The following is a 12,117-nucleotide window of genomic DNA, read 5'->3' as shown; positions in this document are numbered from 1 at the left end:
AAGGCGATGTCGCGACGTATTCCTGACCGCGTTGCGGTGCACCGCGACTCGACAGCACGGCCGCCGCATCCGGTCGACGGACGACCCGACGAACCCGCGACCCCGTCGTGCCGGCAACGTCCGACGCCACGGTTAGCGGGACCCATACCAGGCGACGGTCTTCAGTTCACCTCGGTAGAGGTGAGACGCTGTCGGTGCCGAACACCGCCCGAGTGAGGGGACTTCGTCCGTTGGCCAAGAAGAGCATCACCGTCGACGGGCAGGAACTGGCCTACCTCGAGTCGCCCGGTTCCGGGCGGCCCATCGTCCTCGTGCACGGCAACTCGTCCGCCGCTCGCACCTGGCGCGCGCTGGTGGACGGCCCCTTCGGCGAGCGGTTCCGATGCCTGGCGCCGGACCTGCCCGGACACGGCGGCTCGCCGCCCCCTGCGGCAGAGGAGGCTTACTCGCTGCCGGGCTACGCCGACAACCTGGTCGGCTTCATGGCGGCCACTGACACAGAGGACGCTGTCGTCGTCGGCTGGAGCCTCGGCGGGCACATCGCGATCGAGGCCGCCCCGCGCCTGCCGCACGCGGCCGGGTTCCTGATCTTCGGCACACCGCCCGTCAGCTCACCTGCCCAACTCGCGGAGGCCTTCCTCCTCAACCCGGCCGTGAACATCGGCTTCAGCGCCGAGGTGGACGACGAGGCCGCGCGCGCCTACGCGGCCAGCTTCCTCGCCCCAGGCTCTGCGTACCCGGTCGCCGAACTCGTCGCCGACATCCTGGCCACCGACGGCTCCGCCCGTGCCGGTCTGCTGGCGAGCCTGGGCGCGGGCCGGTTCGCGGACGAGGTGGCGATCGTCGCCGGGCTCACGCAACCCCTGGCCGTCCTGCACGGCGAGGACGAGCAGCTCGTCAACCTCGACTACCTCAATTCGGTCCCGATGCCGACGCTCTGGCGCGGGCAGGTGCGCATCCTGCCGGCCATCGGGCACGCGCCGCACTTGGAGGCGTCGGAACAGTTCGCCGCCGTGTTGACCGAATTCCTCACCGACCTGGGCTGAATCGGGGCGACGGGGCCGGTCTACGCGATATCCACCTCCGCCGGGATCGTGGTGAGCGTCTGGTCGCCCATGACCAGCCTCCTGGTGTGAAGGTGCGAATCGTGACCGACTGGCCACGCCCACGCCATCTCTGGGATTGGTCCCATGAAGAGCGCGGGTCCGGTCGCTGCTCTGGATGCCGCAGCACCGCGTCCATAACTCGGAGTGGGTGCAGATCACGAATCAGTAAACACCGAAAAGTGCGGACGTGGATCCGCAGGAACGCCATAGCGTTCTGCTGCCTCGATGATGCGAGGTCGTCGCCTCTTCGCATGCCCGTACAGTGGTGGGAGCTCCATGACAGGACAGTTGCACAACATGGCTAGCGGCGAGGTATTCGGTGCCCTCGTCCAAGCGGGCTACATCAGCGGGAACCTGAATATCCACCTACCGCCTTCGCCGCCCTCGTCAACTCAGCCGTTGACCGGGTCGGCAAACAGCCCTTGGTACTTCATCATCGGCTGGAACATGGGCAATCGGTTGTCGTTGCTGCCATTGTCCAAGGAAGGTCGAACGGCTCGGGACGAGCTGGTCGAAGCGCTGGCCGGCATCGGGCTGACGTGGGAGGAATTCGCCCCCGTTCTGGCCAGCGGCCACCAGCTGGTGGACCCGCCTCCTCCGGATCCACACGGCAAGGACCTGGCGATCAGGGCGTACACCGGGGCACTTGACGACCTCCAGCGGCGGGTTGAGCAGCAGGCAAACCGGGACGAGCTGGCGTGGTTCCTACTGGGGCGGCTTGTGGTGGAGATCCGCACCTACCGCGTCCTGGACCACCAGTTCGCTGCCAACCCGGACGGCTCCGAGCCTCGGGACCTGTCCGCTTCGGTGTACGCGGCGCAGATCACGCTTAGAGGCGTGGCGGAGACGGTGAAACTCCCGTCCGCCGTGGAGACGTTGCTAGGTCGGTTCCTCGACACGTTGGCAGGGGACGCGACCCTGCTGGAGTTGTTCGACCGCTCCGAGGAGCTCAAGCACGCCTGCCAGGCGATGCTGCGGTTGTCCCGCCCGAGCGACTGACCAGCCTTTCCTCAGCGGCTGTGACGAGGGCTCGAACACTGCTAACAGGTCCAGCGTCCGCCTTGGCGGCGTACGGCCGTCGTGCGGGAGGGTCTGGTGTCGCCATGCGGGTCGGAGGGCTCCGGTGGTGGCGCGTCGGGGCGACCGCTGGACGCGAGGTTCGGCACGATGTGTTCGGTTCACGAGGGGAGTGAACCCGGACGTCGCATTGCGGGCGGGGGGTCGGGGCCGTTGAATCAGGTCCGCGACCGCCGCCGAGGAGTGGAGCCTGCGATGACCGAGCTGGTGCTGGACCCGAAGACGACCGCGTTGGTGCTGATCGAGTACCAGAACGACTTCACCAGCGAGGGTGGTGTGCTCAACGGTGCGGTCAGTGAGGTGATGGGCAGGACCGAGATGCTGCCCAAGACCGTGGCCCTGGTGGAGGCGGCACGGGCGGCCGGGGTGACGGTGATGCACGCGCCCATCACGTTTGCCGAGGGCTACCACGAGATCTCCTCCCACCCGTACGGCATCCTCAAGGGCGTGGTGGACGGCAAGGCGTTCGTCAAGGGCAGCTGGGGCGCGGCGATCGTGGACGACCTCGCGCCCCGCGACGGCGACATCGTGATCGAGGGCAAGCGCGGGCTCGACACGTTCGCCAGCACGAACCTCGACTTCATCCTGCGCAGCAAGGGCATCACGACCATCGTGCTGGGCGGGTTCCTGACGAACTGCTGCGTCGAGTCGACCATGCGCACCGGCTACGAGAACGGGTACAAGGTCATCACGTTGACCGACTGCGTGGCCGCCACGTCCCAGGAGGAGCACGACAACGCGTTGCGCTTCGACTTCCCGATGTTCTCCCTGCCGGTCACGGCCGACGACGTGATCGCCGCACTGTCCTGACGCCGCCCCGGTCGGGATGATGGACGGGCCGGGTGTGCCGATCGCGGGGGAGTGGCGGCGATGAGGGCGTGTGTCGTCGGAGCGGGGCCCGCGGGCATCGTCACGGCCAAGGTGTTGCTGGAGCACGGCTTCGACGTCACCGTCTTCGACAAGTACGAGCGGGTCGGGGGGATCTGGTCGCCGGGCGGCAGCTACGACGGCCTGTCCAACCAGTCGGCGCTCCGCCTCTTCGAGTTCGCGGACCTGCCCAACCGGCTGAGCTTCGCCAGTTCCGTGGACAGCCAGCGCTACCTGGAGGACTACGCGAGGACGTTCGGCGTGCTCGACCACCTCCGACCGGGCACCGAGGTGACCTCGATCCGGCCGGTCGACGGGCCGGGGCCGGTCGGGGCCTCCGGTTGGCTGGTCGAGCACCGCCCGGTCGGGGACGAGGGCGCGCCGGTCGGTCGCGAGACGTTCGACCACGTCGTCGTCGCCAGCGGAGCGCACCACCACGTCCACGTGCCCGACCTGCCCGGGCGCGAGTCGTTCCCCGGGACCGTGCTGCACGCCAACGACGTGCGGTCCGGGACGTTCACCGGCAGGCGCGTGGTCGTCGTGGGCGGCGGCAAGTCCGCGTTGGACCTGGCCACCCGCGCGGCACGCGAGGCGACCTCGGCCACGCTCGTGCAGCGCAAGGTCAACTGGATGATCCCCGAACGGCTCCTGCTCGGCACGGTCGGCTACCGGTGGATCCTGTTCACCCGGCTCGGCGAGGCGCTCCTGCCCCGCTACCACGACCCGGCCTGCGTCCGCCCGATCGACCGCCTCGACGACCGGGTCAAGCGGGTCCTGTGGCGGCTCATCACCCGCGACATGCTGATCTCCGCCGGGTTCACCCGCCTGCCGGAGCGGCTGCGACCGACCCGACCGCTGCCCTACCACCTGGCCCACGCGGGCGTCATGCCGCGCGGTTACGTGCGGGCCGTCCGCCGAGGTCGCCTCACGGCCGAGGTCGGCGCGGTCGAGGCGTACACCGACCAGGGCCTGCGCCTGGCGACCGGCCGCGAGGTCGCGGCGGACGTCGTCGTGTTCGCCACCGGCCACCGCCGGGTCTTCCCGTTCCTCGACCTGCGGGTGCACGACGACGCCGGGCGGCTGCGGCTGTACCGGGGCATCGTGCCGCCGGGCGTCGACCGGCTGGGGTTCGTCGGGTTCCGGCAGGTCTTCAACAACATCATGGGCGTGGAGCTCACCGCGCACTGGTTGGCCCGCCACTTCCTGGGCACGCTGCACGTCACCCCGGACGAGCGGGGCATGAACGAGGCCGTCGACGCCCGGCTGGCCTGGCACGAACGGGTGCTCCCGGGCACCGGCGGCTACGACTTCGGCCCCTACGACATCCACACCGCCGACGAGCTCATGCACGACATGGGCCTGCCGTCCCGCCGCACCGGCAACGTCCTGGCCGAGTACCTGTTCCCCGGCGGGGTCGCCCACCGCTACCGGGGCCTGGCGGCGAGCCGCGCGCCGGCGCGGACCCGCGGCTGAGTGGATCTCATCCTTCCGATATCTCGACCAGGTTCGGCGAGGCCGCCTACGGTTCGTCGCATGGCTTACGGCAAGGCACTGCGCGAGGCCGTCGCGGCTCCCGGGACGACGCCGCTGATCGGCGTGTTCGACATGCTGTCGGCCACGATCGCGGCCCGGCACTACGACGGGCTGTTCGTCTCCGGCTTCGGCTTCTCCGCCTCGCACTACGGCCTGCCCGACGTCGGCTTCATCGCCTGGCCGGACGTGGTCGGGTTCGTGCAGCGGCTGCGCCTGGCGCTGCCGGACAAGCACCTGCTGGTCGACATCGACGACGGGTACACCGATCCCGAGGTCGCCTGCCAGGTGGTCCGCGCCCTGGAGCAGGTCGGCGCGTCCGGCGTGATCCTGGAGGACCAGCAGCGGCCACGCCGGTGCGGGCACGTCGAGGGCAAGCGGGTACTGCCGCTGGAGCAGTACCTGGAGAAGCTGGACCTCGTGCTGCGGACCAGGACCGACCTGGTCGTGGTGGCGCGGACCGACGCCACCGACGAGGACGAGATGCTGCGCCGGGCCGCCGCGTTCGCCGGGACGGACGCCGAGGTGGTCCTGGTCGAGGGCATGCCGTCGGTCGACGTGATCCGCCGCGTCCGGCGGGCGGTGGGCGGCAAGGCGCTGCTGTTCAACCAGATCGCGGGCGGCCGGTCGCCGAAGCTGTCGCTCGGCGAGCTGTCCGACCTGGGCGTCGACGTGGCGATCTACAGCACGCCGTGCCTGTTCGCCGCGCACGCGGCCATCGAGGACGCGATGGTGGGGCTCAAGGAGCGCGACGGCGTGCTGCCGGACGACTCGATCGACGTCGCCGAGTCGCAGGCCCTGCTGGAGCACAACATCAGCCGCCATCACGACGTGCCCGCGCCGCGCGCGTCCCGACCGGCCATGTCCCGCTGAGCCGACGTCAGCCCGGGTCGCCGCGCCGCTTGCGGTGCACCACCCAGCCGAAGTCGACGATCAGCCCCACCACGATCACCGCGAGCAGCACCGCCAGCCACGTCAGGCCGGCGCGCACGCACAGCACGGCCGCCACGCCGTTGAACACGACGCCGAACCCGGCCAGCCACAACCGCAGGGTCAACGCGCTGCGCGGCGGCGCCGGTGGCGGCAGGTCGTCGTCCGGGTGACCGCGTCCGGTCACGTCCGCCACTCCTCCTGCCACCCGTGGTGCGTGTCGTAGGCGCCCGCGAGCAGCAGGAGCACCGACCGGTCGGACCCGCCCTCGACCTCCTCGCGCAACCAGCGCGCCTTCTCCTCGAACGGCACCGGCACGCGCTCGTCGGCGGTGCGCGCCTCGCCGGGCACGATGAGCAGCTCGCGGCCGTCGTCGGACCGCAGGATCGCCAGCCGCCCCCGGCGCTCGGCCTCGTCGAGCAGCGGCAGCTCCTCGCGCGCCAGCCGCTCGGCGTCCTCGTCCAGCCGGTCCAGCACGAACCGGCGCAGGTCCACGTCCGACAGTCGGTTCGGCTCCACGTCCATGCCCAGGGGGTATCCACTCCGGACCGGGCCACACGTGGTGGCGTGCGGGTGATCGTGCCGGGAGGTAGGAATGAGTGATGACCAGGGCGTACGAGCCGGACCCGCGGCGGTGGAAGGCGCTCACGGTCACGCTCGTCGCCGGGTTCATGAGCCTGCTCGACGTGAGCATCGTGTCCGTCGCCCTGCCGTCCATCCAGCACGGCCTCGGCACCACGCCGGCGGGCGTGCAGTGGGTCGTCTCGGGCTACGCGCTGGCGTTCGGCCTGACCCTCGTGCCCGCCGGACGCCTGGGTGACGCGACCGGGCGGCGGGCCATGTTCCTGGCCGCGTTGGGCGGCTTCGTGCTGTTCAGCGCGTTGGCCGGGCTCGCGCCGACCACGGAGGTGCTGGTCGTGGCAAGGCTCGCCCAGGGCATCTCGGCGGGCGCGCTTGCGCCGCAGAACTCGGCGTTGATCCAGCAGCTGTTCCGGGGCGCGGAACGCGGCCGGGCGTTCGGGTTCTTCGGCTCCACGGTCGGCGTCTCCACGGCCGTCGGGCCGGTGGTCGGCGGCGTCATCCTGGCCGTGGCCGGCGAGGACGAGGGCTGGCGGTGGATCTTCTACGTCAACGTGCCGATCGGCCTGGTCGCGCTGGTGCTCGCGGCACGGCTGCTGCCGCCCGCCCGCGGTGGGCCGCGCGGCCACCTCGACCTGGTCGGCGCGGCCCTGCTCGGCACGGGGGTGCTGGCCGTGATGCTGCCGCTGGTGCTGGCCGAGGCGGGCGGGCTGGCGCGGCTGTGGTGGCTGTTCGGGCTCGGGGCGGCGTTGCTGGTGCTGTTCGTGCGGTGGGAACGGCAGGTCGCCGCGCGTGGCGGCGGTCCGATGCTCGACATCGCCCTGTTCACCGGCACGCCCGGTTACGGCTCGGGCGCGTTGCTCGGGATGGTCTACTTCATCGGGTTCGCCGGCATCTGGCTCGTGTTCGCGCTGTACTTCCAGACCGGGCTCGGCTACACGCCGTTGCAGTCGGGGCTGGCCGTGACGCCGTTCGCGGTCGGGTCGGCGGCGTCCGCGGTGGTCGGCGGGCGGTTGGTGGAGAAGTGGGGGCGCAAGCTGACCGTCACCGGGTTGACCCTGGTGGTGGCCGGTCTCGCGGTGACGGCCGTGGTGCTGCGGTTCGCGCCGCCGCACGTGGCCGGGTGGGCGGTCACGCCGGCGTTGCTGGTGGCGGGCATCGGCGGCGGGTGGGTGATCTCGCCGAACACGACGCTGACGTTGCGGCACGTGCCGGTGTCGATGGCGGGTGCGGCCGGTGGGGCGTTGCAGACGGGGCAGCGCATCGGCGCCGCGATCGGCACCGCGGCGTTGACCGGCGTGTTCTACCTGGTGCTGACCTCGTCCGGGCGGGACTTCCCGGTCGCGGTGTCGGTCGCGATCGGCGGTGCGACGGTGGCGGTGTCGCTGGCCCTGGTGGTGGCGATCGTCGAGCTGCGCGCCCGACCGCGTTGTCCGTCCGCTGTGGAGGGTGCGGAGCAGGCGATCCCGGACGCGCCGTGACCCGTGCCGCCGCGGTAGTCGGGGCACGATGGCGGGATGGACCTGCTACCGCTGACCGAGCAGCTGCTCGGCATCCGCTCGACCGCCGACCGCCCCGACGACCTGCGCCGGGCGTTGGACTTCGTGCTGGACGCGGTCGGGCCCGGTTTCACCGTCGAGCGGTTCGAGGCGGGTGGCAAGCCCAGTGCGCTCGTCTACTCGGGTGAACGCCGGCCACACTTCCGGGTGATCTTCAACGCCCACTTGGACGTGGTGCCGGGCGCGGACGAGCAGTTCCGGCCGCGTCGGGACGGCGACCGGCTCATCGGCCGGGGCGCGCAGGACATGAAGCTGTCCGCGCTGGTGCTGGCGTCGGTGTTCCGGGACGTGGCCCGGCGGCTGCCTTACCCGATCGGGCTCCAGCTCGTGACCGACGAGGAGGTAGGCGGGCGCAATGGCACGCTGCACCAGCTGGAGCAGGGCGTCACGGGGTCGTTCGTGGTGATCGGGGAGCACAGCGCGCTGCGCGTCGTGGCCGAGTCGAAGGGCCTCGTCACCGCGCGGCTGCACGCGGTGGGACGTGCGGCGCACAGCGCTTACCAGTGGCTCGGTGACAACGCGTTGCTGAAGGTGATGCGCGCGGTGGACGGCGTGCTCGCCGCGTACCCGGTGGCGGGGGAGGAGGAGTGGCGGACGACGGTGAACGTCGCCCGGATCTCGTCCGGGAACCAGGCGCTCAACCAGGTGCCCGCGGACGCGACCGCGTGGCTGGACGTCCGCTTCCCGCCCGAGGACGTCGACTTCACCGGCCGCTCGCGGGAGGAGGTCGCCGCGCACCTCACCTCGTTGTGCCCGCCCGGCGTCACGGCCGCGGTCGACCACGTCGAGCCGCCGCACCGGGCCGACCCGGACGGGCCGGACCTGCTGGCGCTGCAACGCGCCGCCCGTGCCCAGGGGTACTCGGGCGACCTGCTGCGCAAGCACGGCGCGGCCGACTCCCGGTTCTACTTCCAGCGCGGCATCGAGGCGGTGATCTTCGGGGTCGGCGGCGACGGGCAGCACGGGCCGGACGAGCACGCCGACCTGACCACGGTCGAGCCGTACCGGCGGGCGTTGATCGCGTTCCTGGAGGGCATTGCCTAACGTGTAACCCAGTGGTTACGCTTTAGCGGTGGACGACGTGGCGGGTGCGATCGCCGACCCCGTGCGGCGGGAGATCCTGGAGATGCTGCGCGTCGACGCGCGGCTGTCGGCCGGGCAGATCGCCGAGCGGTTCGCGATCAGCCGCCCGGCGGTGAGCAGGCACCTGCGGGTGCTGCGGGAGAGCGGGCTGGTGCGCGACGAGCTGGTGGGCCGACAGCGGTTCTACGTGCTGGACGCCTCCCGGCTGACGCCGCTCGCGCGCTGGCTGGCCGACTTCGGTGTCCCCGACCGGACCCCGGGGTGGGCGCACCGCCTCGACGCGCTGGAAACCGAGGTCTACCGCACCCGGCGGGAACGCCGCACCGGCCGACCCGGCGTGGACGGGCCGCTCGCCGACCGGTCGTCCCCCGATGGATCCCCTGCCGACGAATCGAAGGAGAACACCGCATGACCCCCACCCCCACCGGTCGGCTGTTCCGCACCGACGCGGGCAGCGACCTGGTGCTCACCCGCACGTTCCGCGCGCTCGCCGACGACGTGTGGGCGAGCCTGACCGAGCCCGAGCGCACGGCCCGGTGGTTCGGCCCGTGGGAGGGCGAGGCCGCTCCGGGGCGCGCGGTGAAGGTCCAGATGGTGTTCGAGGAGCAGGAGCCGTGGATGGAGGTCCGCATCGACGCGTGCGACCCGCCCCGGCGGTTGGCGATGTCGATGGTGGACGAGGCCGGCACGTGGCGGATGGAGCTGCTGCTGTCCGAAGTGGACGGTGTGACCGAGCTGAGCCTCGTGCACCACCTGTCGACCGAGGAGGGCATCGGCGAGGTCGGCCCGGGGTGGGAGTACTACCTGGACATGCTGGTGGCCTCCCGCGCCGGCGCGCCGCTGCCCGCCTTCGACGACTACTACCCGTCCCAGAAGGAGTACTTCGAGGGCCTGACCACCGACTGACGTGGCTGCGGGCGGCCCGCGGTTCGGCCTCGTCGGTGACGGACCGGGTCAGTCGGGGATGCGGGCGGCGACCTCGGCCTGGAAGTCGGGGCACGTGGTGATGTCCTCGGCGTCGCACCCCATCGCGTGTTCCAGCACCGACAGCGACGCCTGGAGCGAGGCGATCCGCTCGGCCAGCCGGTCGTGGTGCTCGCGGTAGAGCGCGCGGCGGGCCGAGCGGTCGGCGGTGGCGGCGAACAGCAGCCTGATCTGGTCCAGGCCGAGGCCGGCGTCCTTGGCGAGCAGGATCATCGCGATCCGCGCCTCGTCCGCCGGCCCGTACCGCCGCCGACCGCTCGCCTGGCGGCGCGGCGCGAGCAGGCCCACGTCCTCCCAGTGCCGCAGCACGTGCGTCGCCAGCCCGAACCGGTCGGCCAGCGTGCCGATCGACAGCTCCTCGCTTGACTTCATGTCGACATGAAGTTGCACAGTCGGTGGTGTTGTCAACCACCGCCGACTGTCGCGTTTCGGGAGCCCACGTGTCCGACCACCCGCAGACCAGCTACTTCGACCGGAAGCGCAGTGCGTCCTACGAGCGGCGGGCGACCCGCCTGCTGGGCGGCCTGTACCGGCTGGTCGCCTCCGACGTGGCCGCGCTCGCCCCGCCCGCCGCGGTGGTGCTCGACGTCGGCACCGGTCCCGGACGTCTCCTGCACGCCGTGGCGGCCAGGCGGGCGGACCTGGTGCTGGGCGGTGTCGACCTGTCCGCTGACATGGTGGACATCGCCCGTGCGCGCGCTACGTCGTCGCGCATCACGTTCCAGGTCGCCGATGTGGCGTCGCTGCCGCACCCGGACGACAGCGTGGACGTGGTCGTGTCGACGTTGAGCCTGCACGAGTGGCCGGACCAGCGTCGGGCGGTGGCCGAGTTGGGGCGCGTGCTGCGGCCCGGCGGCGTGCTGCTGCTGTACGACTTCCGCTTCGCCCGGTTCGACCGCGGGTCGTTCGCCGGGTTCGCCGACGTCCGTCGGGTTCCGGTGCGCCCGAAGTGGTGGCCTGCCCCGCTGTTCGCCAAGATCACCGCCGCCGTGCGCTGACCCGTCGGTGGTCACCCGTTCGAGGGGTTCCCGAGGTGGTCCGAAACCGGGCCCTCCCGGTGGGCCGCCTGCACTTCTCCGGGGCGCGGCGGTGGCCGTGGGTGTGCCGTTGAGCTGCGGATTCGGGTGGATGCGAGTACGGTCGGACGACGCAGCGGATCGAGTCAGCTGCCACTGCCTTCTTCGACCTCCGAGGAGGCTGCGGGCCGTGATAACCGAACCTTCCAGCCACTCGTTCAGGGTGGACCGCCAAGTCCACGGCTATGCCGTCGTGGTCCGCGTCGCCGGCGAGGTCGACGCGATGACCGTCTGCGGGCTGAAACACGAGATCGCGATCAGCCTGGCCCTGGCGACCCCGCCCGCACCGGTCGTCGTGGATCTCACCGAAGTGGACTTCTTCGCCGCCGCGGGCTTGAACGAGCTCCACCGCGGCCACCTGGCGGCCAAGGCGGCGGGCGTGCCGCTGCGCGTGGTCGCCAGCCACCGCCACGTCCTGCGACCGTTCGAGATCAGCGGCCTGGACCAGGAGATCACGCCGTGCTCCACGCTGGCCGAGGCCTTGGTGGTCCGCACCCCGAGGGGTGTCCGGCGTTTCGCCCTGCCCGTCACCTGACCCGGCGGGGTCGGTGGTCGGGCGATGGGGTCCGGTAGTCAGCCCAGGGTGCTCACGTAGGCCAGGGCGCCGAGGGTCGGAACGGCGGCGAGGGTCAGCAGGAGCGACTTGCGGGTTGGGCTGGGGCCGTCGAGCGCCTGGCGGATGCCCAGTGGCAGCAACGCGGCGCACAGGCCCACGACCGCGATCACCGACGTGATCTCGGTGCCCTTCAGCACGCCCAACGGCAGCAGGCACGTCGCGGCCAGGGCGGTGGCGCGGACCGGGCCGAGGACGCCGCTGCGGTAGGCGGCGAAGGCCAGCACCGGCCAGCCGAGCAGGATGGTGAACGACAGGAAGCTGAACAGGTGCAGGTCCTGGTAGGACTGGCCGACGAGGTCGGTCGCGACGGCCGCGCCCTGCCGTCGGACCAGACCGTGCGCGGCTTGGTCGATGCCCGCGTGGAACGTGCGTTCGAACAGGCCCACGAGGACCAGCCCGGCACCCCACGCCGCCAACACGGGACGCGTTCGCCCGATCCGGTGCGCCAGGGCGATCACCGCGGGTGCGAGCAGCACGGTCCCGGCGAGCACCAAGGTGTGCGCCGCGGTCATCCGGCCCGGCTGCTCGGCCACGGCGGCCAACTGCTGGGGGAAGAAGTAGTGGAACGGCCACCGCAGCAGCGTGCCCACGAGCAGCAGCACCGGACCGAGGGTCATCGCGACGGCTCCCGGCCACCGGCCGGGGAAGGGGGAGGTCATGGGGTAGACGATCTCAACGAAGGGCTCGGAGCGGATCGGCCCGGGGTCCGG

The 12,117-nt window shown here is 71.6% G+C and carries 15 protein-coding genes; 11 read left to right on the top strand and 4 right to left on the bottom strand.

Annotated elements, in window-relative coordinates:
* The first annotated feature begins 212 nt into the window (after positions 1-212).
* The 5 genes from ACZ7GX_RS22145 (at position 213) to ACZ7GX_RS22125 (ending at position 5,453) form a co-directional block, all read left to right on the top strand.
* On the top strand, positions 213-1,046 hold the full coding sequence (locus ACZ7GX_RS22145) for an alpha/beta fold hydrolase (RefSeq protein WP_498779105.1): 834 nt from the start codon (positions 213-215) through the stop codon (positions 1,044-1,046).
* 336 nt (positions 1,047-1,382) lie between these two features.
* On the top strand, positions 1,383-2,105 hold the full coding sequence (locus tag ACZ7GX_RS22140) for a hypothetical protein (protein ID WP_498779104.1): 723 nt from the start codon (positions 1,383-1,385) through the stop codon (positions 2,103-2,105).
* 273 nt (positions 2,106-2,378) lie between these two features.
* Entirely contained in the window at positions 2,379-2,993 is a 615-nt protein-coding gene (locus tag ACZ7GX_RS22135) for a cysteine hydrolase family protein (protein WP_498779103.1), read from the top strand.
* Positions 2,994-3,053: 60 nt separating this feature from the next.
* Positions 3,054-4,523: a flavin-containing monooxygenase gene (locus ACZ7GX_RS22130; RefSeq protein WP_498779101.1), complete on the top strand. Its 1,470-nt coding sequence runs from the start codon at positions 3,054-3,056 to the stop codon at positions 4,521-4,523.
* A 60-nt stretch (positions 4,524-4,583) separates the two neighbouring features.
* Positions 4,584-5,453 (top strand): isocitrate lyase/PEP mutase family protein, encoded by an 870-nt coding sequence (locus ACZ7GX_RS22125; RefSeq protein ID WP_498779098.1) that lies wholly within the window; start codon positions 4,584-4,586, stop codon positions 5,451-5,453.
* Positions 5,454-5,460: 7 nt separating this feature from the next.
* On the opposite strand, the gene ACZ7GX_RS22120 is transcribed toward ACZ7GX_RS22125, so the two are convergent.
* Both ACZ7GX_RS22120 and ACZ7GX_RS22115 read right to left on the bottom strand, forming a co-directional pair.
* Entirely contained in the window at positions 5,461-5,697 is a 237-nt protein-coding gene (locus ACZ7GX_RS22120; RefSeq protein WP_230568422.1) for a DUF6343 family protein, read from the bottom strand.
* Positions 5,694-6,035, bottom strand: coding sequence for a hypothetical protein (locus tag ACZ7GX_RS22115; protein ID WP_498779094.1), 342 nt, complete (start codon positions 6,033-6,035; stop codon positions 5,694-5,696). Before ACZ7GX_RS22115 ends, ACZ7GX_RS22120 begins: the two co-directional genes overlap by 4 nt.
* A gap of 77 nt (positions 6,036-6,112) precedes the next feature.
* Between ACZ7GX_RS22115 and ACZ7GX_RS22110 the strand changes: the two genes are divergently transcribed.
* The 4 genes from ACZ7GX_RS22110 to ACZ7GX_RS22095 are packed head-to-tail and all read left to right on the top strand — an operon-like array spanning position 6,113 to position 9,637.
* Complete coding sequence (locus ACZ7GX_RS22110; RefSeq protein ID WP_498779091.1) at positions 6,113-7,570, top strand: MFS transporter; 1,458 nt, start codon at positions 6,113-6,115, stop codon at positions 7,568-7,570.
* 36 nt (positions 7,571-7,606) lie between these two features.
* Positions 7,607-8,692, top strand: coding sequence for a M20 family metallopeptidase (locus ACZ7GX_RS22105; RefSeq protein ID WP_498779090.1), 1,086 nt, complete (start codon positions 7,607-7,609; stop codon positions 8,690-8,692).
* A gap of 28 nt (positions 8,693-8,720) precedes the next feature.
* Positions 8,721-9,143, top strand: coding sequence for a metalloregulator ArsR/SmtB family transcription factor (locus ACZ7GX_RS22100; RefSeq protein ID WP_498779088.1), 423 nt, complete (start codon positions 8,721-8,723; stop codon positions 9,141-9,143).
* The gene (locus ACZ7GX_RS22095) at positions 9,140-9,637 is read left to right on the top strand and encodes an SRPBCC family protein (protein WP_498779086.1); all 498 of its coding nucleotides are present in this window, start codon (positions 9,140-9,142) and stop codon (positions 9,635-9,637) included. The genes ACZ7GX_RS22100 and ACZ7GX_RS22095 overlap by 4 nt, the downstream gene beginning before the upstream one ends.
* A 48-nt stretch (positions 9,638-9,685) precedes the next feature.
* Here ACZ7GX_RS22095 and ACZ7GX_RS22090 read toward each other — a convergent pair whose 3' ends face one another.
* Positions 9,686-10,087: a MerR family transcriptional regulator gene (locus tag ACZ7GX_RS22090; protein WP_498779084.1), complete on the bottom strand. Its 402-nt coding sequence runs from the start codon at positions 10,085-10,087 to the stop codon at positions 9,686-9,688.
* A 68-nt stretch (positions 10,088-10,155) separates the two neighbouring features.
* Here ACZ7GX_RS22090 and ACZ7GX_RS22085 point away from each other — a divergent pair, with 68 nt between their 5' ends.
* Together ACZ7GX_RS22085 and ACZ7GX_RS22080 are read left to right on the top strand one after the other, a co-directional pair.
* On the top strand, positions 10,156-10,713 hold the full coding sequence (locus ACZ7GX_RS22085) for a class I SAM-dependent methyltransferase (RefSeq protein WP_498779082.1): 558 nt from the start codon (positions 10,156-10,158) through the stop codon (positions 10,711-10,713).
* 208 nt (positions 10,714-10,921) lie between these two features.
* Positions 10,922-11,326 (top strand): STAS domain-containing protein, encoded by a 405-nt coding sequence (locus ACZ7GX_RS22080; protein ID WP_498779081.1) that lies wholly within the window; start codon positions 10,922-10,924, stop codon positions 11,324-11,326.
* 38 nt (positions 11,327-11,364) lie between these two features.
* Here ACZ7GX_RS22080 and ACZ7GX_RS22075 read toward each other — a convergent pair whose 3' ends face one another.
* On the bottom strand, positions 11,365-12,066 hold the full coding sequence (locus ACZ7GX_RS22075; protein WP_498779079.1) for a hypothetical protein: 702 nt from the start codon (positions 12,064-12,066) through the stop codon (positions 11,365-11,367).
* Positions 12,067-12,117: the final 51 nt, after the last annotated feature.

The organism is Actinosynnema sp. NPDC037264, assembly GCF_055603705.1.
Note: the sequence above shows the minus strand (reverse complement) of the source record. Positions and strands in the feature narration are given on the sequence as shown.

Coding starts and splice junctions, on each gene's coding strand:
- ACZ7GX_RS22095 (WP_498779086.1), top strand. CDS start 9,140: ATGACCCCCACCCCCACCGGTCGGCTGTTCCGCACCGACGCGGGCAGC.
- ACZ7GX_RS22125 (WP_498779098.1), top strand. CDS start 4,584: ATGGCTTACGGCAAGGCACTGCGCGAGGCCGTCGCGGCTCCCGGGACG.
- ACZ7GX_RS22075 (WP_498779079.1), bottom strand. CDS start 12,066: ATGACCTCCCCCTTCCCCGGCCGGTGGCCGGGAGCCGTCGCGATGACC.
- ACZ7GX_RS22110 (WP_498779091.1), top strand. CDS start 6,113: ATGACCAGGGCGTACGAGCCGGACCCGCGGCGGTGGAAGGCGCTCACG.
- ACZ7GX_RS22135 (WP_498779103.1), top strand. CDS start 2,379: ATGACCGAGCTGGTGCTGGACCCGAAGACGACCGCGTTGGTGCTGATC.
- ACZ7GX_RS22115 (WP_498779094.1), bottom strand. CDS start 6,035: ATGGACGTGGAGCCGAACCGACTGTCGGACGTGGACCTGCGCCGGTTC.
- ACZ7GX_RS22090 (WP_498779084.1), bottom strand. CDS start 10,087: ATGAAGTCAAGCGAGGAGCTGTCGATCGGCACGCTGGCCGACCGGTTC.
- ACZ7GX_RS22140 (WP_498779104.1), top strand. CDS start 1,383: ATGACAGGACAGTTGCACAACATGGCTAGCGGCGAGGTATTCGGTGCC.
- ACZ7GX_RS22130 (WP_498779101.1), top strand. CDS start 3,054: ATGAGGGCGTGTGTCGTCGGAGCGGGGCCCGCGGGCATCGTCACGGCC.
- ACZ7GX_RS22105 (WP_498779090.1), top strand. CDS start 7,607: ATGGACCTGCTACCGCTGACCGAGCAGCTGCTCGGCATCCGCTCGACC.